Raw genomic sequence first — 21,245 nt, 5'->3', positions numbered from 1 at the left:
AAGTACGGCGCCGCTCAGGGCATTGAGCGCCCGGCCATTCTGGTGATGGAAAACAGCTTTCACGGCCGGACCCTGGCGACACTCAGCGCCACCGGGAATAAAAAGGCGCAAGAGGGCTTCGCGCCCCTGGTGGAAGGTTTCATTCGGGTGCCGTACAACGACCCGGAAGCCGTCCGCGCCGCTGCCGCTCAACACGCCAACATCGTCGCCATCCTGGTCGAACCGGTGCAGGGTGAAGGGGGTGTGCGAGTGCCCGCACTTGGCTACCTGAACCAGTTGCGGGAAATCTGCGATCAGAACCAGTGGCTGCTGATGCTGGACGAAATTCAGACTGGCAATGGTCGTACCGGTCGCTACTTTGCGTTTCAACACAACGGCATTCAGCCGGATGTGCTGACCACGGCCAAGGGCCTGGGCAATGGTGTCCCCATTGGCGCCTGCCTGGCGCGCGGACAGGCGGCCGAGATATTTCAACCGGGCAGCCACGGCTCCACCTTTGGTGGCAATCCGCTCGCCTGCCGGGCCGGCATTGCCGTGGTGGAAACCCTGTTCAACGAGGGGCTCATCGCCCGTGCCGCCCAGATGGGCGACTGGCTGCTGGAGCAGTTCCGCGAGCGCCTGAAGGACGATGCCAAGGTGGTGGACATTCGGGGTAAAGGACTGATGATCGGCCTGGAACTCGATCGCCCCTGCGCCGAACTGGTGGCACAGGCCCGCGAGCGCGAGCTGCTGATCAACGTCACCGCCGGCAATACCCTGCGTCTGCTGCCGCCCTTTATTTTGACGGAAGCGGAAGCCGAGCAGTTGGTCACCGGTGTGGTGGAATTGATTCGCGCCTTTTAATTCACAGGCCGGGAACCGGCCCCAAGCAATACAACGAGTTGCCGTTATGGCCCAACCAAGACACTTTCTGACCCTGATGGATCTCGAGCCCGCCGAACTGAATGCGGTGCTGGATCGCGCCATTGAACTCAAGGCCATTCAGGCCCGGGGCGAATCCGAAGAGCTGTTCAAGAACAAGGTGCTGGGGATGATTTTTGAAAAATCCTCCACCCGTACCCGCGTTTCATTTGAAGCCGGCATGGCGCAGATGGGCGGCCACGCCCTGTTCCTCTCGCCCCGCGATACCCAACTGGGGCGCGGTGAGCCGATTGAGGACTCCGCCCGGGTACTGTCGCGCATGGTGGATATCGTGATGATCCGCACCTTCGAGCACGCCAATGTGGAGCGCTTCGCGGAATACTCAAAGGTGCCGGTGATCAACGCCCTGACCGATGATTTCCACCCCTGCCAATTGCTGGCGGACATGCAGACCTTCCTCGAGCACCGCGGCCCCATCCAGGGCAAGACGGTGGCCTGGGTGGGTGATGGCAACAACATGTGTCAGTCCTACATCAACGCCGCCCAGCAGTGGGACTTCGAGCTGCGCATTGCCTGTCCGGAAGGCTTCGAGCCCCGCCAGGACCTGCTCGATGCCGCGCGCGATCGGGTGAGCATTTTCCGCACGCCGGAAGAAGCGGTGAAAGACAGCGACCTGGTGGTCACCGACACCTGGGCCTCCATGGGCCAGGAAGATGAGAAAAAACTGCGCGAACAGGCCTTCGCCGGCTATCAGGTCGATGCCGAGCTGATGAGTCACGCCCACGACCGCGCCCTTTTCATGCACTGTCTGCCCGCCTATCGCGGCAAGGAAATCAGCGCCGAGCTGCTGGACTCTCCGGAGTCGGTGGTCTGGGAAGAGGCCGAGAATCGCCTGCACGCCCAGAAGGCCCTGATCGAATTCCTGTTCAACCACTCACGGTAACTTATGTCGGCACTGCTGGAACTCGACAACATCGGTTGTGGCTACGACGGCGAGCGGGTCGTTGAAGATCTGTCACTGTCGTTAACCGAAGGCGACATCTGTTGCCTGCTCGGCCCCAGCGGTTGCGGTAAAACCACCGTACTGCGCGCCATCGCCGGTTTTCTGCAACCCTCGGCGGGTCGCATTGAGCTGGCCGGACAGTTGCTGGCCTCGGCCGAGCAGTCCCTGGCGCCAGAGCAACGCCGGGTGGGGATGGTGTTTCAGGATTACGCGCTCTTCCCGCACCTGAATGTGCGCGACAACCTGACCTTTGGCCTGAAAAACCAGAGCGCCCGGGAGAAGGCCCGGATCTGTGACGAGCTGTTGCAGCTGGTCAAGCTCGAGGACCTGGGCCACCGCTATCCCCACGAGCTCTCCGGCGGTCAACAACAGCGCATCGCCCTGGCCCGTGCCCTTGCGCCCGAGCCCAAACTGCTGCTGATGGACGAGCCCTTCTCCAGTCTGGATGTGGAACTGCGCCGGGCCCTGGCACTCGAGGTGCGGGCGATTCTGAAAGAGCGCGGCATCACCGCGATCATGGTCACCCACGACCAGTCCGAAGCCTTTGCCATGGCGGATCGGATCGGTGTGCTGAATGCCGGACAGTTACAACAGTGGGATACCCCGTTCAACCTTTACCATGAACCCGCCACGCGCTTTGTCGCCAACTTTGTCGGGCAGGGCGTGTTTCTCGCGGGTTATCTGTTGGACCGACATACGGTGCGCACAGAACTGGGCGATATCGAAGGTAACCGCTGTTACGAGTGGCTGGAAAATACCCCGGTGGATATTCTGCTGCGCCCGGACGATGTCATTCACGATGACAGCAGCGATAAACGCGCCGAAGTGGTCGCCAAGGTATTTGCCGGCACCGCCACGCTGTATACGTTACAGCTGCCCACCGGCAGCCGCATTCAGTCCGCGTTCCCCAGTCACCATGATTACGCCATCGGCGATCATGTGGGCATTCGTATTGAAGCGGATCATCTGATTGTCTTCCGGCGGGAAGAGCAAGCGGTTGGTGGGAGTCATTACGGTTTAGAGACCACCGAGACGTAGAGCGCGACGTTAGCACCGCAGCTCGCGTAGGGCGGATAAGCGCAAAGCGCGCATCCGCCGTCCCGAAACACAACGCATCCGCCGTTACCTAACCCACTGTCACACCAACAACTCGGCCTTGATGACCGTAACCGCCGACCCCACCAGCGTCACCCTATCGCCTTTTAGCTCGCAATCCACATCGCCGCCGCGTTTGGAAATCTGTCGGGCAGCCAAAGTGTTTTTGGACAATCTTTTGGCCCAATAGGGAGCGAGCTGGCAGTGTGCCGATCCGGTCACTGGGTCTTCGGCGATTCCTACCGACGGAGCAAAAAAGCGGCTGACAAAGTCTTTGGTGTCCCCCTGCGCGGTAGCCATGATGCCCCGGCAGTCGAGCTTTTTCAGCTCGGCCAGATCCGGCGCTAAAGCTCGCACTTGAGCCTCAGTTTCCAGTACTGCCAGATAATCTACTCTCTTTTCCACGGCAACCGGCGTGACTCCCAATCCCCTCACCAGCTCATCAGGACAGTCGCAGGGCTGGGTAGGTTGCGCGGGGAAATCCATGGCCAACCGGTCACCCCTTCGCTCAACCACCAGGTCGCCGCTGCGGGTGCCGAAGCGGATGCTCGGGTGAGGGTAGTTCATATGTTCGAACAGGACGTGGGCGGAAGCCAGCGTAGCGTGACCACAGAGGTCGACTTCGGCTTCGGGGGTAAACCAGCGCAGCGCGAAGCCATCGTCTTCGGACACAAAGAAGGCGGTTTCCGAGAGGTTGTTTTCGTTGGCGATGGTCTGCATCAGGGCGTCGTCGAGCCATTGTTCCAGAGGCACGACGGCGGCGGGATTGCCTTCGAAAGGACGCTGGGTGAAGGCATCGACTTGGTATTGGGTTAGATTCATAAGCGCCCTATTAACCTTGCGATCGTTTGTTGCGTCATGCCTGGGTGACGGCGGATGCGCTGCCCTTATCCGCCCTACGCAGACTGCCGTGGTATCCGTAGGGCGGATAAGCAAAGCGCATCCGCCGTTACCATTACCAATCAAATGGCGAAATACGTTACACCACCTTGATCGCTTCGTCTTTGATCTTGGCCTGCCAGATTTTCGGGCCGGTCTGGTGAACGGATTCGCCTTTGCTGTCTACCGCCACGGTGACCGGCATATCCTTCACCTCAAACTCGTAAATCGCCTCCATGCCCAGCTCCGGAAAGCCCAGCACCTTCGACGACTTGATCGCCTGGGACACCAGATAGGCCGCGCCGCCTACCGCCATCAGGTAGACCGACTCATTATCGCGAATCGCCTCGATCGCCGCCGGGCCGCGTTCCGCTTTGCCGATCATGCCCAGCAGGCCGGTCTGCTCCAGCATCGTGCGGGTAAACTTGTCCATGCGGGTGGCGGTGGTCGGGCCGGCGGGGCCCACCACTTCATCGCGCACCGGATCGACCGGTCCCACGTAGTAGATGAAACGGCCGGTCAGGTCCACCGGCAGTTCTTCACCCTTGGCGATCAGGTCCACCATTTTCTTGTGGGCGGCGTCTCGGCCGGTCAGCATTTTGCCGGAGAGCAGGATGGTGTCGCCGGGTTGCCAGGATTTCACATCCTCTTTGGTGACGGTATCCAGGTTCACTCGACGGACATTGTCGCCGGCTTCCCAGGCCACTTCCGGCCAGTCGTCCAGGTTAGGGGGCGTCTGCAGGGCCGGGCCCTCTCCGGTGAGGGTGAAGTGGGCGTGACGGGTGGCGGCGCAATTGGGGATGATGGCCACCGCTTTGTTCGCCGCGTGGGTCGGGTAGTCCTTCACTTTCACGTCCAGCACCGTGGTCAAACCACCCAGGCCCTGGGCGCCAATGCCCAACTGATTCACTTTTTCGTACAGCTCCAGGCGCAGCTCTTCGCTGCGGTTGCTGGCACCGCGCTCCTGCAGCTCCTGAATGTCGACCGGATCCAGCAGCGACTCTTTGGCGATCTGCATGGCTTTTTCGGCCGTGCCACCAATGCCGATGCCGAGCATGCCGGGCGGGCACCAGCCCGCGCCCATTTTGGGCACCATGTCCAGCACCCAATCCACCACGGAATCCGAGGGGTTGAGCATGGCAAATTTGGTTTTGGCTTCACTGCCGCCGCCCTTGGCCGCCACGTGAACGTCGACGGTATTGCCGGGAACGATATTGTAGTGAATGACGGCCGGGGTGTTATCACCGGTATTCTTCCGGGCGCCGTCCGGGTCATCCAGAATGGACGCGCGCAACACATTGTCGGGGTGATTATAGGCCCGACGCACGCCTTCGTTGACCATATCGGTGAGGCTCATATCCGCCTCCCACTGGACGTCCATACCAACGGTGACAAAGACGGTCACAATGCCGGTATCCTGACAGATCGGGCGGTGGCCGGTAGCGCACATGCGCGAGTTGATCAGAATCTGGGCCATGGCATCCTTGGCCGCCGGGTTGGCTTCGCGCTCGTAGGCGCGGTGTACGGCCTGGATGAAATCCACGGGATGGTAGTAGGAGATGAACTGCAGCGCGTCGGCGACGCTGTCGATCAGGTCGTTCTGGCGAATCACGGTGGTCATGGAAGTCTCTCTACAGCTTGTCAGTGTGGCGGCAATTTTACATGAATTGCCGGAGACTTGCCCGGAGAGGACCGGCGTACTGCGCCAACTTTACGCTGCAACCGTTTGCATTCGGGCGGCGCTGCGCTACACTCTGAATATGGTCCTCTGGAGTTTAAGTGATCATGTTGGATGCCCATCAGCCGTTCGGGCAATCGCGGTTTTACCGTCCTGACCGGTTCACAATCTGCGCCCTGCGAACCGCGCAACCACCGCTGAGCGCCCTGCCCGGCAAGAGTCCCCTCCCCCCTCAAAACCTCTCAAGTGAGTCACGCACTGGAGCGTATGCCTTATGGCCACGGCCCTAGAACCTTGTCCGTTTTGCCGCAGCAACCACTTGCACTTGGCGCACAGTGGGCTGGATTATTGTGTGGTTTGTCAGAGCTGCAAATCAAAAGGCCCTCACCAGGAAACCCTGGAGAGGGCCATCAGTCGCTGGAATGAGACGTCGGTCCGCCTTGGCGTCCAGCCACTACCGGAAACGGCAACGGGCGAATCGCTCGCCGATCGCACTCAACCAGAGCCCCGCTATTTCGTCGCGCGGGGCTGAGCGGGCGATCAGGGTGAGGACAACTGCTCCTTGATGGTCAATATGTCGCGGTTGATGCTACGACGATAGGAGTCGATGGCCTCGATCGCTTCCTCGTTGGTACCGACCCGGTCTGCAAGCCCCCGCAAACGCCCAAGCCCCTCTTCCAGTTGATCCACTTCTTCCGATAGATTCTGCAGGCGCTGGCCCTGGGCTTCCACCGAGTCGGCCGCTGCCTGCAAACGCTCGATCGCCGAGCCGACCTCACTGACCTGCTGTTCGGTTTTGTCAAAGGCCGAGCGCAGACTGCTCAGCCCCTGACTGGCGCTGGAGGCGGACTCCTTCACACTGGCCAATTCCCGCTTCAGGGACTCCAGCCCCTCCTGGTTGGAGGCGATCCGCTTGCGGTTGGTATCGTAGGATACGCCCCACAGCTTGCGAATTTCCGAATCCGCCCACTCCAGTTTTTCCTGGATTTCCTCGACGTATTCGCTGGACTCGCTGGAGGTGATCGCGATGCGTTTCTCCAGGGTTTCCAGCCGCTCATTGGCCTGGGCGAGGTTCTGTTCGGCGCCGGTCCACTTCCAGGCCAGAAAACCACTGGCGCCCACGCCGGCAACGGCAATGATCAGCGCCGCAATCGCCAGCCCCTGGCCACCGGAAGAGGCACCGGCCGGACGCTGAGGCGGCGGAGGTGTACCGCCCCCGCCCCCAGGACGTTTAGGACCTGTCGCGTTGCCACCGGGAGGTGCCGCCGCAGCTCGACCCTGGCGGGCCGCCACTTCGTCTTTCTCGGGTTTGATCGTGCCGGAGATCGTCGGCTCTTTGCGTTCCATAAAAACACCTGAGTTCACTACACTTCGTGGTTGCGTTTATAGCAGTTCTGGGCCCGAAAAAGAAGGGAACGGGTCTGATACCGGGCAATTTTGCCAGGCATAAAAAAACCCCGCACCGGCTGGGCCGGGCGGGGTTTTCACGTCAATAAAACTTACTTGGCGAAGTTTTCGTTGACGAACTCCCAGTTGACCAGGTTCCAGAAGGCTTCCAGGTACTTGGGACGGGCATTGCGATAATCGATGTAGTAGGCGTGCTCCCACACATCCACAGTCAGCAGCACGGTGACGCTCTCGTCAGTCAGCGGCGTTTCCGCATTGCTGGTATTGACGATGGCGACGGAACCGTCGGACTTCTTCACCAGCCAGGTCCAGCCGGAGCCGAAGTTGTTGGCGGCGTTGGTGGAGAACTCTTCTTTGAACTTGTCAAAGGAGCCAAAGGCCTTGTTGATGGCCTCGCCTACCGCACCAGTGGCTTCACCGCCACCGTTGGGGCTCAGGCAGTGCCAGTAGAAAGTGTGGTTCCACACCTGAGCGGCGTTATTGAACAGAGGCCCTTTGGCGCTCTTGATAACGTCTTCCAGGCTCTTGTCCGCTTCGGGCTTGCCTTCAACGGCCGCATTCAGCTTGTCTACGTAGGTCTGGTGGTGTTTACCGTAATGGTATTCCAGGGTTTCCTGGGAGATATGAGGTTCCAACGCATCTTTTGCGTAAGGCAGCTGGGGTAATTCAAAAGCCATAGTCGTTCTCCTGAACACGGTTGAAAAAATGAGTAGCGGCGGGGTTAACCCACTGAAATAGCCGCTCAATCCTAGCACAGCCGGATGGGTCGAACGGATCGCCCTGCTCCAGACCGGGAAACGCCAGTTAGCTCTGGCTGTTGGTATGGTGTTACGAAAGTAAGCGATCAGTATATCACTGAAAGCAAAAGGGCGGGCCAAAGCCCGCCCTTTCAGGGCTTGAGACGACTTACATCATGCCGCCCATGCCACCCATTCCGCCCATGCCGCCCATATCCGGGGCGCCACCGGCCTTCTCGTCTTCCGGCTCATCGGCCACCATCGCTTCGGTGGTGATCATCAGGCCAGCGACAGAGCCGGCAGCCTGCAGAGCGGTACGGGTCACTTTGGCCGGGTCCAGGATACCCATTTCCAGCATGTCGCCGTACTCACCGGTCGCGGCGTTGTAGCCATAGGCGCCTTCGCCTTTCTTGACCCGATCCACGACCACAGAGGCCTCTTCACCGGCGTTGGTGACTATCTGACGCAGCGGTGCTTCCATGGCGCGACGGGCCAGCGCGATACCGGCGTTCTGGTCTTCGTTCTCGCCTTTCAGCTCGGCAATGGCGGCCACAGCGCGTACCAGAGCGGTACCACCACCGGCAACCACACCTTCTTCAACGGCGGCGCGAGTGGCGTGCAGCGCATCTTCAACGCGAGCCTTCTTCTCTTTCATTTCCATCTCGGTGGCAGCACCCACCTTGATCACGGCCACACCGCCGGCCAGCTTGGCCACGCGCTCTTGCAGCTTCTCGCGATCGTAGTCAGAGGAAGTGTCTTCCATCTGGGTGCGGATCTGGTTCACACGCGCTTCGATGTCAGCGTTGTTACCGGCGCCGTCAACGATCACGGTGTTCTCCTTGGACATGGTCACGCGCTTGGCGCGGCCCAGGTGCTCCAGAGTAACGTTTTCCAGGTCCAGACCCACTTCTTCAGAAATCACAGTGCCACCGGTCAGGATGGCGATATCCTGCAGCATGGCCTTGCGACGATCGCCGAAGCCCGGTGCCTTACAGGCGGCGACTTTCACAATACCGCGCATGTTGTTGACCACCAGGGTCGCCAGGGCTTCGCCTTCCACGTCTTCGGCAACGATAACCAGCGGCTTGTTGGCCTTGGCTACGGCTTCCAGGGTCGGCAGCAGCTCGCGGATGTTGGAGATCTTCTTGTCCACCAGCAGGATGTAGGGGTCGTCCTGCTCGACGGCCATGTTGTCCTGGTTGGTGATGAAGTAAGGAGACAGGTAACCGCGGTCGAACTGCATACCTTCAACCACGTCCAGTTCGTTCTCCAGGCTGGAGCCTTCCTCAACGGTGATCACACCTTCTTTACCGACCTTCTCCATCGCCTTGGCGATCAGCTCGCCCACGTCGCGATCGGAGTTGGCGGAGATGGTGCCCACCTGTGAGATGGCCTTGCTGTCTTCACAGGGCTTGGCCAGCTTGCGGATTTCTTCAACCGCAGCGGTAACGGCTTTGTCGATACCACGCTTGAGATCCATGGGGTTCATGCCGGCAGCCACGGATTTGAGGCCTTCGGTCACGATGGACTGGGCCAGAACGGTAGCGGTGGTGGTACCGTCACCGGCTTCGTCAGAAGCGCGTGAGGCCACTTCTTTGACCATCTGGGCGCCCATGTTCTCGAATTTGTCTTTCAGGGTGATTTCCTTGGCCACGGACACACCGTCTTTGGTCACGGTGGGGGCACCGAAGGACTTCTCCAGAACCACGTTGCGACCCTTGGGGCCCAAAGTGGCTTTTACGGCGTCGGCCAGTACGTTGACGCCCTTGAGCATGCGCTGACGGGCGCTGTCGCCAAACTTAACTTCTTTTGCAGACATAGTGCTTTCCTTCCAGTAACTTGTTCAGACAATAGTCGGTTAAAGATTCCGTGCCGGGCTTAGGCCAGCACAGCCTTGATGTCGCTTTCGCTCAGGATGACCAGCTCTTCGCCATCGACCTCGATGGTGTCGCTGCCGGCGTATTTGCCGAATACAACCACATCGCCAACCTTGACGTCGACCGGGCGAACATCGCCATTGTCCAGTACGCGGCCATTACCGACAGCCACCACTTCACCCTGGTTGGGCTTCTCTTTGGCGGAACCCGGCAGGACGATACCGCCCGCGGTTTTTTCCTCTTCTTCCTTGCGGCGAACCACAACGCGATCGTGTAAAGGACGAATTTTCATGGACTCTTATCTCCAACTAGCGTGTTAAACACTGAAAATGAGCCGGGTTGCCCCGGATGACGTTAGTGTGCGGCCGAAGCCGCGTGCCCGGCCGGCCAGAGGCCAGACAGGCGTAATGCGTGTGTCACAGGTAATTGGGGATGCCGGGGAGGAATTTCAACAGTCTGACGAGGATTTTTTTGCTTATTTTGGCGAGGGGGCGCTACCACTCGTAGGTCAGCCCCACCACGAGCCGGATATCCTCGCGCTCGGTGCCGGGCTGAGGGTCGTTGTCCACCTCGTAATCGAGTTTGACCTCTGAATACACCGTAGAGACCAGCATCGAGCTGAAACCGGTGGTGGAGTTGAGCTGCCAGTCCCGGTCTTGCTCAAAGGAGCGCACGTATTCGTTGCGATGGAAAAACGAGACCCCCAGGGGCAGCTTGTAGCGAAAGTCCGTACCCAGACGCCAGGCGATCCGGTCTTCTTTGCGGACAAAGTCCGGGGCGGGGTTCTCGGGCACCTGATACTGCTCGGTGACCGACACCAGACCACCGGTCATCGCCAGCGCCGTCCGGTTGTTTTCCCAGAATTGGTAACCGGTACCAGCACCGATGTTGTAGTAGCGATCGATCGACCGGGTTTCATCGTGCCCGTAGCGCACATCACTGTTGAGGAACCAGCGCTCCCGGAAGAACCAGTCCAGCACGTAACGACCACCCCATCGGACGTCGGGTTCGGACTTGCTGCGCGAATAACTGGCATACTCAAAATTGCCGCTGTGGCGCCAGTCCACCAGCCGGTACTCCACGCCGCCGCTGATTTTCCAGTCATCCTTGATTTCGTTGCCCCGGGCGTAGGTCCCCGAGACATTGACCCGCCCATTCAGGGTGCTGCTGTCACCGCTGATATAGGTTTCGTAGGGAATGATCATGGCTAGGGAAACCAGCGGCACCCGGCGCGACACCACATCGTCGCCACACAGATAAACCAGGTGCTCGAACTCCATCCCCTCCACCATACAGGGCTCCCCCACCCCGTTGATTTTCAAGGGTTTGGTGGTCTGCAGGTCATAGATTTTGTTTTTTTCGATGGTCAGCCGCCCCAGCGACTCGGACTGCCAGACGACGCTGTCTTCACTGGCCGACACGAAATCACCGGCGATGCGATCACCGTTGCGCAGCTCCAGCATTCCCGCAGATACGGGGGCTGACAGCGCCAGGTACGCCGCCAGGGCCAAGCGCCACTGTTGAGTCGTCAGGTATACCGGCATGCATCGTCGGGAGTTGATCCAAAGGAGGCGCACTTTACCACACTTGGTCGGTCCGACTACAGCGAACCGGTTCTCGTACGGAGCATCAACCAGAGCACCAGCAGAATTGCCGGGACTCCCAGCCCCCCCGCATAAATGAAAAACCAGAAAAACCCGACCTGTTCCACCACGATTCCGCTGAAGCCGCCGATGACTTTGCCCGGCAGGGTCATCAGTGAACTGAACAGGGCGTATTGAGTCGCGGTGTAGTCGCTGCTGACCAGGCTGGACATCCAGGCGATGAGCGACGCCATGGCCAAGCCGCCGCAGAAGTTCTCACCGCTGATGGTCAGGACCAGCATCCAGAGCTCCGCGCCCACCAGCGCATTGATCGAATACAGCAGATTGGTCGCCGCCGCCAGCACGGCCCCGGCCAGCAGGACGCGCAACAGGCCAAAACGGGGCACCAGCACTCCGCCAACGATGCCTCCCAGCACGGTCATCGCCGCACCATACAGGCCGCTGATGTTGGCCACATCGGCTCGGGTATAGCCGGTTTCCAGATAGAAAGGCATGGCCATCGACGCCATGCTGATATCGGTAATGCGAAACGCGCCCACGATCAGCAGCAAAAGTACGGCCTGGGCGCCATAGCGCTGAAGAAAATCCACAAAGGGACATACCACTGCACCGATGAACCAGGCAACGGCATTGCGCACCGGGCGGGCCACATGAGCACTACGCTCGAGGTAATCCTGTGCCCGCTGCTCCAGAAAGGCCGCGTCCGAATGTCCGGTCACTGTGGGCTCGCTGGACAGCAGTACGGTCACCATGCCCACCCCCATGAGCAGGGCCATGATCAGATAAACCCCGGGCCAGGTGGCAAATGACACCATATGCAGCGCGCCGGCACTGGCCATCAATACCGCCAGCCGATAGCTGAATACGTAGGTGGCGGACATGGCCGCCTGGCGCTCCAGGGACACCGCCTCAATCCGCCAGGCATCAATCGCCACATCCTGGGTTGCCGACCCAAAGGCGACCACCAGCGCGAATATGGCTATCCACTCGAGCTCCCCCACAGGGTCGGTGACCGACATGCCAATCAATCCGCCGGCAATCAGCAGTTGAGCGAAGAGCATCCAGCTGCGTCTGCGCCCCAGCAGGCGCCCCAGCAACGGGAGCTGAAACCGGTCCACGACCGGTGCCCAGAAGACTTTGACCGAATAGGTAATACCGATCCAACTGAAAAACCCGATGCTCGCCTTGGTGACCCCCGCCTCGGTCAGCCAGGCAGTCAGGGTAGAAAAGACCAACATATAAGGCAGGCCCGCCGAAAAGCCCAGAAAGGCCATGGACGCGACCCGGGGGTGCAGATAAATCAACAGCGAGTCCCGCCAGGAGCGGGACGGGGATTCAGGGGTATCGGTCATGAAACGCTCGGTTGGTCGCGGTACATTAAATCAGGGACAACGTTTGGCGATCAGATACAGCCTCTGGGCAGCCAGTGACGCCTGCTCATCAATCTCGAAAGTTGGTGAATTGCAGCGGCATATCAACGCCCTCGGCACTGCGTAGCAACGCCATGACCTGTTGCAGGTCATCGCGCTTCTTGCCGGTAACCCGCAGCTGGTCGCCCTGGATCTGGGCCTGCACTTTGAGCTTGCTGTCTTTGATCAGCTTGACCATCTTCTTGCTCAGCTCGGTTTCCAACCCGGTGCGCACGATCACTTCCTGACGCGCCTGCTTGCCGACGGTGGTCGGGTCTTTGATCTCCAGGCAGGCGATATCAATATTGTTCTTCACCATGGTGCCCTGCAGAATGTCCAGCATCTGTTGCAGCTGGAAATCTGCTTCAGCGGTGAGCGTCACCACGAAGTCCTTGCGCTCAAACTGGGCATCCACGCCCTTGAAGTCGTAGCGATTGCCCACCACGCGGTTGGCCTGGTCCACCGTATTGGTCAATACGTGCTTATCGACCTCGGACACCACATCAAAAGACGGCATAGAACTACCTCACTCTCATCAATTCAGGATCAGGCCAGCAGGGTGATCAACGCCAGCACGCAGACCCACAGCAACAGGGAACGGGAATACAGGGGCTGGCTGGCGCGAATCATATCCAGGTCCACCGCCGAGTCGGCGGGTTCCGGCTCGGTCCTGCCCAAAGCACCCAGCATCTGATCGTACAGCAGGACCGACGTTCCCTGACGGGTATCGCCAAGATCGCGCTGACAACGGAAAAAACAACTGTCGAAATTGCCCGCCATGGCCCAGGTAAAGCCCATGACACGAACCACCGGCCACTCCATCAGCCAGAGCCAGCGGTGCACCTGGGCCGATTCGGAGCGCTCCCGGTAGAGCACACTCAGGCGGTACATCAAAGCGCCCGCCGGGCCCAATACCAGAAACCAGAACAGCACCGCGAACATCCGCTCGCACCCGCGATAGGCAATGGTTTTGAGCGCCTGACGATGCATGCTGGCCCAGTCCTCGGGGTCGGCGTCTTCCACCGCATTGCCCTGAAGGGCCGCCAGATGGCGGGCCGCACTCACCGAGTCCTCCCGTTCGCTGGCCTCCACATAGGCCTGCACCTCGGCCGAAAAGTCACCTCGGCCAAGGCTGTACAGCAGTACCGGGACGGCAATAAAAATCAGCCAGCCCTGCGAAAGGCCCTCGGCCACGGCCCAGGTCAGTAACCATAGCACCAGGGCCGGCACCACCACCGCCAGCAACAACTGCAACTTGGGCCACGCACGGCTGGGGCGCTGCTCGAGCCAGTGCAGATAACGATCAAACCACCCGTCTTTTTGCAGGGGCGCACCAGAGCCCCACCACTGCACCAGGACGAGAACCAGAAAGACACTGAGGAAGGTCATAAGCGTTCCGAGAGCTGTGAGCGAAAGTGGCGCCAGTCGAAGGCCGGGCCCGGATCGGTTTTCCGTCCGGGGGCGATATCCGAATGGCCGGTAATGCGCTCCGGCGTCAGCGCCGGATAACAGGATAATAACAGACGGGTGACCTCGGCCAAACGCCGGTATTGCGGCTTGGTGTAGGGAAGGTCGTCACACCCTTCCAGTTCAATGCCGATGCTGAAATCGTTGCACTCGGTTCGACCGTCAAACTCGGAGGCGCCCGCATGCCAGGCGCGCCGATCCAGAGGCACAAACTGCACCAACTCACCGTCCCGGGTAATGAACAGGTGCGCCGACACCCGAAGATCCCGGATCTGCTCAAAATAGGGGTCGCGATTGATGTCGAGTTGATTGCAGAAGAAGTCTTCCACACACCCGGTTCCAAACTGCCCGGGCGGGAGACTGATGTTGTGAACCACCAGCAGGCTGATGGCCTCGCCCGGCGGACGCTCGTTATAGTTGGGAGACGGACAGCGGCGGGCCGAAGTCAGCCAGCCGTCCTGAATGGATACGCTCACGGGCCCCTCCAGTCATTCATGGCGTGAATGATACAGGGGCCGGGAGCCTTTGTCGCTGTTGCTGGGGGTTACCGGGCGCGGGAGCTGCGCAGGTTACCGATCACCGCTTCGAGCGCGCGATCGAACAACATGCCATCGTCGAGGATTCGCATCCGGCCGGATTTGAGCGCTCGCGCCAGTCCTTCGCGGGTCTCTTCCGCCACCTTCATACCGGAGCGATTTACAAAAATGTATTTGCCGGTGGGCTTGATCATCGCCGCCAGGCGGCAGCGGAACGCCTGCCCCTGCTCATCCTGGCGCTCGAACCAGCTCCCCTGGGTCAGATTGGACACCAACGCCATATGAGGGTCCGACGCGGGCAGCGGCCCATCGTCAGAGACACCAACCTCACCGGTCACCACAGAAGATGGGGTGGATTCGGTAGAAGAGCCTTCGGCGCTTGAAACTGAGCCTTCAGCGCTCGAAACCAAGCCTTCCGCGATGGGAGTTGAATCCTCAGCCCCGGAAGCCGAGCTGTCAGCCTGACTGGAAGCCTCATCAGAAGCCGCGCTCGGTTCTTCAACCACCTGAAGCACGGGGGCCTGAGCGGCTTCATCGGCCACCGCTTCAGCATTCGCCTCAGGGACAGGTTCTGGCTCGGCGGCTACCGTCTCGGTCGCGACCGGATCAGCGCCCCGCTGAGACGGCTCGGCGGCCGGCGCCGGCTGACTGGCTTCCCGCAACCGGGACAGGTGAAGCTGCTCCAACTGTTTGAACAGCTGGTTCATTTCGTACGGATTGTAAGCGATGGATTCCAGACCCGCCCGCAACTGCGGCAACAGTTCGGGCACCAGCTTGAGCAGCTTCTGACGATTGTCGCGATCCATGGGAGCCGTGGCGCTCCAGACCAACTGCTCGGCGGATTCCAGGGCTTCCCGCCAGTCGTCACTGTCAGTGCCCTGCTTCAGGCAGATGATAAACAGCACCTTGGACCAGGCTTCATACAGCAGGGTATTGGCCGCTACCGCCAGAGTCTGCCCCTGGGTCAGACGCTTGAGTGCCGCATCCACTTCGGCCCGGGCACGCTCAGAGCGCGCCTTGCCATCTTCCGCGTCCAACGTGCGCTGCTCCAGAATGCGGGCCCGGCGCCGTTCTTTTTCCTGGTAGGCGCGGAAGTCCAGCAGCATGCGGTCGAAGATGCCGACATCGCTCTCAAATTCCGCCAGAATGGTCTGAACGATCTGATCCACCTTCTGGTAAAAGGTGTCTTTGCGCCGCCCCTCTTCTCCTGTGTCCTGCCAGCCCAACGCGGCCATGGCCAGTTCATTGAGCAGGCGACGGGCGGGATGCCCGCCTTTGCTGAAAAAACTTTTATCCGCAATCGCGACCTTGATCAGCGGAATCTGTAACCGCCCCAGCAAGGCCTTCATGGGCGAAGCCAGATTGCGGTCGTCGAGAATGAACTCGAACATCATGCTGACCAGATTGATGACATCCTCATCCACCTGGTTCAGCGACTGCCGGCGGGTATTTTTGACCAGACCGCGAACCAGCTGCGGCACATTGACCGCATCGGCGCCCTGATCCAGGCTGGCCCAGTCTTGCTGCTGTGCCTGGGAGAGCAGATGCACCAGATCCTGGGTGTCCAGCGACTCGCCGGCACCGGAATCTTGACTCTGACTCGCCCCGCCCTGGTTGGACAGGAGGTCCCGCAGCGTGTGCAGCACCTGATTGGATTCATCCTCTCGCTGAGCACGCTCGGCCCGGGCGGCTCGCGAGGGCTGCGCTCCGGCCCTTTGCCGGCGGGCAGCGGGCGCGCCCGCTTTCAGGGACGGCAGGATGTTGGCATCAATCAGCTGCTGGTTGACGCTTTCATACATCGACCCCAATCGCGAGACCACCCACTTGTCAAATAGCTTGAACAGTACCAGCTTCGCCTTGACGTCGATCTTCAGCGCCTTGGCGGCCTCGGTGAATCCGGTGCAGATGGCGTCGGCCCCCAGGGGATTGTTCTTCTGGTACACCTTCACCGGCACCAGTTGATCCATCCGCAACGTCAGATGTTGGACGGCCTCGGCGAACTGCTCGTTGGCTTTGTTGACCATGCTTTCGGTCGCCACCATCTGCTCCAGCTCATCGTTCTGAACCAGGCTCAGTTCCTCAAGGGAAGCCTCCTCTCGCTGTTGCCGGTTTGACTCGCCGGGTTCCAGCAGTGCCGCAAAGCCCCGGTCCAGCCCCAGAAAAAACGTATGCTCCAAGGTGCGCCGCTGCAACCGGACCTCACGCATGGAGTCAAAGTACAGGTTCTGTTCCTGATTGCTGGTAGCCTGGTCGGCCAGTTCGAACAGGGAATCATCCGCCTTGTCGAACAGATCCCGCAGCAGCCCCTGAAGGGTTTGCCGTGCCCGGTCGCGCACGCTGTGCATGGCCGCCGGCAGGCGCGCCAACGACACGGTCGCTGGCTGACGTCGCTCGGGGTTGAGCGGGACGACATTTTCACGCTGGGGTTGCACGGAATCGTTCATGGTGATGTTCCTGAGGGTGGTCACTGTCGGGACAATTTACAGTTACGATCATTAGTATAACGAGGATCAGGACACATCCCAGCGACAAATGATAAGATCGAGACCCCTATCACAATTTCGGCTAACAGCTTCATTTGCTTAGAAAAATTTGGCTGACAAACGAGAAAAACAGGGCCCTGCGGGTATAAAAACCCGTGACACTTTGATGACCACCGAAACGCTCACCACGGGGCAGTTATGACACAGGAGCAAATGCCCGGCCAGCAGGCCGGACGCGGCATGCTGGTTGCAGCCTGGATCATCGGGCTCGCACTGCTCACCTGGGCCTTCGGCGTCTGGGAAGACCGCAAGGACAACCCCAATCGCTCGATCCAGGGCCAGGTCGTCAATGGCGTTCAGGAGGTCGTGTTGCGTCGCAACCGCTCGGGACACTATGTGGTTCCCGGACAGATCAACGGAGAGGACGCCACCTTCCTGCTCGATACCGGCGCCACGGACGTGGTCGTCAGCCAGGACCTGGCCGAACGCGCGGGTCTTCGGGCCGGAGCCCGGCAGTGGGCCATGACCGCCAACGGCCGAATTGAAGTGCGCGCCACCCGACTCGAACGCCTGGAGCTCGGCACCATCCAACTGCGCGACGTCAGCGCCAGCATCAACCCCGCCATGGGCGGTGACCAGGTACTGCTGGGCATGAGCGCCCTCGGACAGGTAGAATTCCGCCAGCAAGGCGACCGCCTCACTCTGCGTTACCAAGGTGACTGACTCCATGACCGAACTCAATCCGGACCTGCAACGGGCCATCGAGGCCAACGTCCGTGCCGCGCTGGCCGAGGACATTGGCAGCGGCGATATCAATGCCCTTCTGATTCCCGCTGAGCGGGTCGCCCACGCCCGGGTCATCACCCGCGAGGCGGGCTGCTTTTGCGGTCGCCCCTGGGTGGAGGAAGTGTTCCGGCAACTCGACCCGGACACCCGGATCACCTGGCACATTCAGGACGGGGATTCGGTAAAGCCGGACCAGCTACTGTTCGAGTTAAGCGGGAATGCCCGGGCACTGCTCACGGGAGAGCGCACCGCTCTGAACTTCGTGCAGACGTTATCCGGCACCGCCAGCGTCAGTGCCGCTTACGCACAAAAGGTCAAGGACGCACCGGTCACTCTGCTGGATACCCGCAAAACCCTGCCCGGACTACGCCTGGCCCAGAAGTACGCGGTGGGCTGTGGGGGCTGTGCGAATCACCGGGTCGGTTTATTCGATGCGTTCCTGATCAAAGAGAACCACATCGCCGCCTGCGGCGGTATCGCCGAGGCTGTCAGTAAAGCGCGGGAAATCGCCCCGGAGACGCCGGTGGAGGTGGAAGTGGAATCACTGAAGCAGTTGGAACAGGCTCTGACGGCCGGCGCCGACATTGTCATGCTCGACAATTTCTCGCCCGAGGACCTGACCGTCGCGGTATCCCGCAACCGTGGACGGGCCAAACTGGAAGCGTCGGGCAATGTGACCGACGCGACGCTGGCCACCCTGGCCAATACCGGCGTGGATTACATATCCATCGGGGCCCTGACCAAACACTGCAGAGCGCTGGACCTGTCGATGCGGCTGTCGGTGGAAGAGGCCTAGCGACCGGTCACCCCGGCGCGCTCTGACTATTCATCATTAAGGCGCTCTGGCAGTTTGTGCAGCGCATAGACGTCAAACCGGCTGCTCTTGCCCTCAATCCGGTGCCCGGGCGCCCGTCCGGCCAGATCCGGCGCCTTGCGGGGCCGCTTGACCACGACCCGGTAGCGCGCCTTTGCCAACGCCGGCGCCAACAGATCATCGGCATCGGCATCCGCCCCCACCAGGGTATGAAACGCCCGCATTTCTTTTTTCACATCGGCTGATTTTTGGCGCTCGGGAAACATTGGGTCCAGATAGATGACATCGGGACGCACCGGGTCGCCCTCAGCGAGTGATGCAAGGTAACTTGCGCCGTCACCCAATTGCAGAGACATGCGCCCGAGAATCTCCATCAGGTCGCCGTCACCGCTCTGCTCGGCGCCCCGCCTGGCGCGCGCCAGACCGTCCGCCAACAACCGATAGACCACCGGCGAACGTTCCCACAGTTGCACACGGCAACCCAGCGAGGCGAGCACAAACGCATCCCGCCCCAGCCCCGCGGTCAGGTCCAGCACGTGTGGGAATACATGCGGCTTTAATCCCACCGCCTTGGCGATCATCTGCCCTTTGCCGCCCCCAAAGCGGCGCCGATGATCCACCGCCCCGCCCAGGAAGTCCACCTGAACCGGCCCGGGGACCTTGCGTCCGGTGTGGTGTAAGGCCAGGCCGTGGTCGTCATACACCAGGGCAAAGGTTGGCTCGGAGAGCTGCTCCGGCTCGGCATTGATCAGCAGAGGGACATCCAGTTCGCGGGCCGTCGCCGCCGCTTCCGCTCGGGAGTCGGAAGACTGGGCAATAACAACCAGCGGCCAGGTCGCCGATAAGGTGTTCATAGCAGTCGCTTCATCAGGGCAGAAAACTGGGCGGGACTGTGCCGGGAAAGGCACACATCATCAATCAAGAGGGAATGCGGAGCGCGTCCCTGCGCTCGTCAAACTCGCTTACTGCATAGGCAGCAATTCGAGCTCTACCCGACGGTTGGCGGCACGGCCTTCGGCGGTGCTGTTGCTGGCCACCGGATAGCGCGGACCATAGCCATAGGCCTGGATACGACCGGCGGCCACATCGCGGCGGATCAGGTAATCGCGCACACTGGCGGCGCGCTGCTCACTCAGGGTCTGGTTGAGCTGATCACCACCGGTAGAGTCGGTATGACCACTGACCTTGATGGCGGTCTGATCAAACTCGGCCAGTACTTTGGCTACCGAATCCAGCACGCTGTAGAAATCCGAGCGGATTTCGTAGCGGCCAGTGGCGAAGGTAATGTTGCCGGGCATGATCAGGTACAGACGATCGCCTTCACGACGAACCTGCACACCGGAACCCTGAAGCTCATCGCGCAGCTTGGCTTCCTGACGATCCATGTAGTTACCAACACCACCCCCAATCGCCGCACCGGCGGCGGCACCGGTCAGGGCGCCTTTTTTACGATCGCTCTTACTGGCGGAAGCCGCGCCAATAATGGCACCCGCTACGGCACCAATGCCAGCCCCCTTGGCGGTATTACTGGTTTTTTCTTCCCCGGTGTAGGGATCGGTTGTGGTACAAGCTGCGAGAGTGAAGATTGCACACAAAGCCAGCAAACGTTTCATTGCTATTCCTCTATCATTAAATTCCAAAAACGTAAAAGCCCGCCCTAGCGGAAGACTCAAACCGACGGGAACCCGGTAGCTTTTCCCGCCTCCAACTGCCATCATTGATTGCAGTTCAGGTTTCGACACTATAGGCAGAGCCATGGTTCACAGCAACAGTCTAGCGCACACTTTTCGCATTTGGATGATTTTAATGACAGCGACGGCACTGACCGCTTGCACCGGCTATGCGGTGAGCATCAACGACAACCCGGTGTACAACCCGCCGACACTGTTAACCGACTTCCGCCTGCCCGACGCTGCGCTGCACGATTGCGTGCAACAGACCATCGAAGATCAGCAGGTGACCGAGGCCACTCAACTGACCCAACTGAACTGCAGCAGTGCCGGCATCGAATCACTGGCGGGCCTGTCCACCTTTACCGCCCTGCGGGCCATCAGCCTGAATGACAATCCGCTTGAGGACGTCGCTGAACTGAGAACGCTGTCGAGACTGGAAGTGCTGTTGCTGGAAAACAATCAGATCAGATCCGCCGAGCCACTATTGTCGCTGTTACGCCTGAAAGAAGTGGATTTGCGGGGGAATACGGCGCTTGAGTGCAGGGATGCCCGGCAACTGGCCGACAATGCAGAGGGAAAGGTTCACCTGCCTGAGCACTGCACCGAGGCAAGCTGACGGGTCGGACGGCTCAACTGCCGGAATCAAACATCAGGCCCACGGTGTTGCGCAGCTGATGCATCACCCGCATCTGTACCGGCTCATCGTTAATCGGCCCCACCATCTTGCGAAACCGGACCATCACCAGGGTTCCCACCGGTGGCTTGGGCTGGTTTTCAATCAATACCCGGGCCCCACCATCGGAAATATCCTGGGTAAAACCCACGATGGTGCCAAAGCTGGGGTGGGTCATCTCCACACGTATGCTGGCGGAGGTCCGCTCATATTGCCGACGATCAATCACGGTGAGCTCCTTTTCCTGTCAATGTCGGGGCGGG

The 21,245-nt window shown here is 60.3% G+C and carries 22 protein-coding genes; 7 read left to right on the top strand and 15 right to left on the bottom strand.

Translation table 11 applies throughout. The annotated features are described in order from the left end of the window. From B3187_RS01270 to B3187_RS01260, 3 genes are all read left to right on the top strand, one after another. The coding region (locus B3187_RS01270) for an aminotransferase class III-fold pyridoxal phosphate-dependent enzyme (RefSeq protein WP_286804282.1) at positions 1–843 on the top strand (843 nt) is incomplete at its 5' end. Positions 844–889: 46 nt separating this feature from the next. Continuing rightward, positions 890–1,804 (top strand): ornithine carbamoyltransferase, encoded by a 915-nt coding sequence (argF, locus tag B3187_RS01265; protein ID WP_024459551.1) that lies wholly within the window; start codon positions 890–892, stop codon positions 1,802–1,804. A 3-nt stretch (positions 1,805–1,807) separates the two neighbouring features. Beyond that, a complete protein-coding gene (locus B3187_RS01260) occupies positions 1,808–2,902 on the top strand; it encodes an ABC transporter ATP-binding protein (protein ID WP_286804281.1) in 1,095 nt (364 codons plus the stop codon). Positions 2,903–3,001: 99 nt separating this feature from the next. On the opposite strand, the gene B3187_RS01255 is transcribed toward B3187_RS01260, so the two are convergent. Beyond that, complete coding sequence (locus tag B3187_RS01255) at positions 3,002–3,781, bottom strand: PhzF family phenazine biosynthesis protein (RefSeq protein WP_286804280.1); 780 nt, start codon at positions 3,779–3,781, stop codon at positions 3,002–3,004. Positions 3,782–3,938: 157 nt separating this feature from the next. After that, positions 3,939–5,459 carry a fumarate hydratase gene (locus tag B3187_RS01250; RefSeq protein WP_123636866.1) on the bottom strand — a complete coding sequence of 507 codons (1,521 nt, stop codon included), beginning with the start codon at positions 5,457–5,459 and terminating at the stop codon, positions 3,939–3,941. A 331-nt stretch (positions 5,460–5,790) separates the two neighbouring features. On the opposite strand from B3187_RS01250, the gene B3187_RS17490 reads away from it, so the two are divergent. After that, positions 5,791–6,048, top strand: coding sequence for a Lar family restriction alleviation protein (locus tag B3187_RS17490; protein WP_414673662.1), 258 nt, complete (start codon positions 5,791–5,793; stop codon positions 6,046–6,048). Between the two features lie 8 nt (positions 6,049–6,056). Here B3187_RS17490 and B3187_RS01245 read toward each other — a convergent pair whose 3' ends face one another. From B3187_RS01245 to B3187_RS01200, 10 genes are all read right to left on the bottom strand, one after another. Further along, entirely contained in the window at positions 6,057–6,863 is an 807-nt protein-coding gene (locus B3187_RS01245) for a hypothetical protein (RefSeq protein ID WP_286804279.1), read from the bottom strand. Positions 6,864–7,015: 152 nt separating this feature from the next. Then, positions 7,016–7,600 carry a superoxide dismutase gene (locus tag B3187_RS01240; RefSeq protein WP_024459545.1) on the bottom strand — a complete coding sequence of 195 codons (585 nt, stop codon included), beginning with the start codon at positions 7,598–7,600 and terminating at the stop codon, positions 7,016–7,018. 229 nt (positions 7,601–7,829) lie between these two features. Then, complete coding sequence (groL, locus tag B3187_RS01235) at positions 7,830–9,479, bottom strand: chaperonin GroEL (RefSeq protein WP_123636862.1); 1,650 nt, start codon at positions 9,477–9,479, stop codon at positions 7,830–7,832. A gap of 59 nt (positions 9,480–9,538) precedes the next feature. Then, a complete protein-coding gene (gene groES, locus B3187_RS01230; RefSeq protein ID WP_123636861.1) occupies positions 9,539–9,829 on the bottom strand; it encodes a co-chaperone GroES in 291 nt (96 codons plus the stop codon). A gap of 202 nt (positions 9,830–10,031) precedes the next feature. After that, entirely contained in the window at positions 10,032–11,081 is a 1,050-nt protein-coding gene (locus B3187_RS01225; RefSeq protein WP_286804278.1) for a DUF481 domain-containing protein, read from the bottom strand. Positions 11,082–11,137: 56 nt separating this feature from the next. Continuing rightward, complete coding sequence (locus B3187_RS01220; protein ID WP_123636859.1) at positions 11,138–12,493, bottom strand: AmpG family muropeptide MFS transporter; 1,356 nt, start codon at positions 12,491–12,493, stop codon at positions 11,138–11,140. 88 nt (positions 12,494–12,581) lie between these two features. After that, positions 12,582–13,067, bottom strand: coding sequence for a YajQ family cyclic di-GMP-binding protein (locus B3187_RS01215; RefSeq protein WP_024459540.1), 486 nt, complete (start codon positions 13,065–13,067; stop codon positions 12,582–12,584). A gap of 29 nt (positions 13,068–13,096) precedes the next feature. Next, on the bottom strand, positions 13,097–13,939 hold the full coding sequence (ampE, locus tag B3187_RS01210) for a regulatory signaling modulator protein AmpE (RefSeq protein WP_123636858.1): 843 nt from the start codon (positions 13,937–13,939) through the stop codon (positions 13,097–13,099). Next, positions 13,936–14,493 carry a 1,6-anhydro-N-acetylmuramyl-L-alanine amidase AmpD gene (gene ampD / locus B3187_RS01205; protein WP_286804277.1) on the bottom strand — a complete coding sequence of 186 codons (558 nt, stop codon included), beginning with the start codon at positions 14,491–14,493 and terminating at the stop codon, positions 13,936–13,938. Before ampD ends, ampE begins: the two co-directional genes overlap by 4 nt. 68 nt (positions 14,494–14,561) lie before the next feature. Next, a complete protein-coding gene (locus B3187_RS01200) occupies positions 14,562–16,997 on the bottom strand; it encodes a DUF1631 domain-containing protein (protein WP_286804276.1) in 2,436 nt (811 codons plus the stop codon). A 237-nt stretch (positions 16,998–17,234) separates the two neighbouring features. Here B3187_RS01200 and B3187_RS01195 point away from each other — a divergent pair, with 237 nt between their 5' ends. Together B3187_RS01195 and nadC are read left to right on the top strand one after the other, a co-directional pair. Further along, complete coding sequence (locus tag B3187_RS01195; RefSeq protein ID WP_286804275.1) at positions 17,235–17,759, top strand: retropepsin-like aspartic protease family protein; 525 nt, start codon at positions 17,235–17,237, stop codon at positions 17,757–17,759. Between the two features lie 4 nt (positions 17,760–17,763). Beyond that, positions 17,764–18,618 (top strand): carboxylating nicotinate-nucleotide diphosphorylase, encoded by an 855-nt coding sequence (nadC, locus tag B3187_RS01190; protein ID WP_286804274.1) that lies wholly within the window; start codon positions 17,764–17,766, stop codon positions 18,616–18,618. Positions 18,619–18,644: 26 nt separating this feature from the next. On the opposite strand, the gene B3187_RS01185 is transcribed toward nadC, so the two are convergent. Together B3187_RS01185 and B3187_RS01180 are read right to left on the bottom strand one after the other, a co-directional pair. After that, a complete protein-coding gene (locus B3187_RS01185) occupies positions 18,645–19,490 on the bottom strand; it encodes a class I SAM-dependent methyltransferase (protein WP_123636854.1) in 846 nt (281 codons plus the stop codon). 108 nt (positions 19,491–19,598) lie between these two features. Continuing rightward, on the bottom strand, positions 19,599–20,249 hold the full coding sequence (locus B3187_RS01180; RefSeq protein ID WP_123636853.1) for an OmpA family protein: 651 nt from the start codon (positions 20,247–20,249) through the stop codon (positions 19,599–19,601). A 193-nt stretch (positions 20,250–20,442) separates the two neighbouring features. Here B3187_RS01180 and B3187_RS01175 point away from each other — a divergent pair, with 193 nt between their 5' ends. Next, on the top strand, positions 20,443–20,925 hold the full coding sequence (locus B3187_RS01175) for a leucine-rich repeat domain-containing protein (RefSeq protein ID WP_286804273.1): 483 nt from the start codon (positions 20,443–20,445) through the stop codon (positions 20,923–20,925). A gap of 13 nt (positions 20,926–20,938) precedes the next feature. Here the strand turns inward: B3187_RS01175 and B3187_RS01170 are convergent, their stop codons facing one another. Further along, positions 20,939–21,211 (bottom strand): PilZ domain-containing protein, encoded by a 273-nt coding sequence (locus B3187_RS01170; RefSeq protein WP_123636852.1) that lies wholly within the window; start codon positions 21,209–21,211, stop codon positions 20,939–20,941. Positions 21,212–21,245: the final 34 nt, after the last annotated feature.

This window comes from Marinimicrobium sp. UBA4209 (genome assembly GCF_002381585.1).
Classification (GTDB): domain Bacteria; phylum Pseudomonadota; class Gammaproteobacteria; order Pseudomonadales; family Cellvibrionaceae; genus Marinimicrobium; species Marinimicrobium koreense.
Note: the sequence above shows the minus strand (reverse complement) of the source record. Positions and strands in the feature narration are given on the sequence as shown.

Coding starts and splice junctions, on each gene's coding strand:
- argF (WP_024459551.1), top strand. CDS start 890: ATGGCCCAACCAAGACACTTTCTGACCCTGATGGATCTCGAGCCCGCC.
- B3187_RS01260 (WP_286804281.1), top strand. CDS start 1,808: ATGTCGGCACTGCTGGAACTCGACAACATCGGTTGTGGCTACGACGGC.
- B3187_RS01255 (WP_286804280.1), bottom strand. CDS start 3,781: ATGAATCTAACCCAATACCAAGTCGATGCCTTCACCCAGCGTCCTTTC.
- B3187_RS01250 (WP_123636866.1), bottom strand. CDS start 5,459: ATGACCACCGTGATTCGCCAGAACGACCTGATCGACAGCGTCGCCGAC.
- B3187_RS17490 (WP_414673662.1), top strand. CDS start 5,791: ATGGCCACGGCCCTAGAACCTTGTCCGTTTTGCCGCAGCAACCACTTG.
- B3187_RS01245 (WP_286804279.1), bottom strand. CDS start 6,863: ATGGAACGCAAAGAGCCGACGATCTCCGGCACGATCAAACCCGAGAAA.
- B3187_RS01240 (WP_024459545.1), bottom strand. CDS start 7,600: ATGGCTTTTGAATTACCCCAGCTGCCTTACGCAAAAGATGCGTTGGAA.
- groL (WP_123636862.1), bottom strand. CDS start 9,479: ATGTCTGCAAAAGAAGTTAAGTTTGGCGACAGCGCCCGTCAGCGCATG.
- groES (WP_123636861.1), bottom strand. CDS start 9,829: ATGAAAATTCGTCCTTTACACGATCGCGTTGTGGTTCGCCGCAAGGAA.
- B3187_RS01225 (WP_286804278.1), bottom strand. CDS start 11,081: ATGCCGGTATACCTGACGACTCAACAGTGGCGCTTGGCCCTGGCGGCG.
- B3187_RS01220 (WP_123636859.1), bottom strand. CDS start 12,493: ATGACCGATACCCCTGAATCCCCGTCCCGCTCCTGGCGGGACTCGCTG.
- B3187_RS01215 (WP_024459540.1), bottom strand. CDS start 13,067: ATGCCGTCTTTTGATGTGGTGTCCGAGGTCGATAAGCACGTATTGACC.
- ampE (WP_123636858.1), bottom strand. CDS start 13,939: ATGACCTTCCTCAGTGTCTTTCTGGTTCTCGTCCTGGTGCAGTGGTGG.
- B3187_RS01200 (WP_286804276.1), bottom strand. CDS start 16,997: ATGAACGATTCCGTGCAACCCCAGCGTGAAAATGTCGTCCCGCTCAAC.
- B3187_RS01195 (WP_286804275.1), top strand. CDS start 17,235: ATGACACAGGAGCAAATGCCCGGCCAGCAGGCCGGACGCGGCATGCTG.
- nadC (WP_286804274.1), top strand. CDS start 17,764: ATGACCGAACTCAATCCGGACCTGCAACGGGCCATCGAGGCCAACGTC.
- B3187_RS01185 (WP_123636854.1), bottom strand. CDS start 19,490: ATGAACACCTTATCGGCGACCTGGCCGCTGGTTGTTATTGCCCAGTCT.
- B3187_RS01180 (WP_123636853.1), bottom strand. CDS start 20,249: ATGAAACGTTTGCTGGCTTTGTGTGCAATCTTCACTCTCGCAGCTTGT.
- B3187_RS01175 (WP_286804273.1), top strand. CDS start 20,443: ATGACAGCGACGGCACTGACCGCTTGCACCGGCTATGCGGTGAGCATC.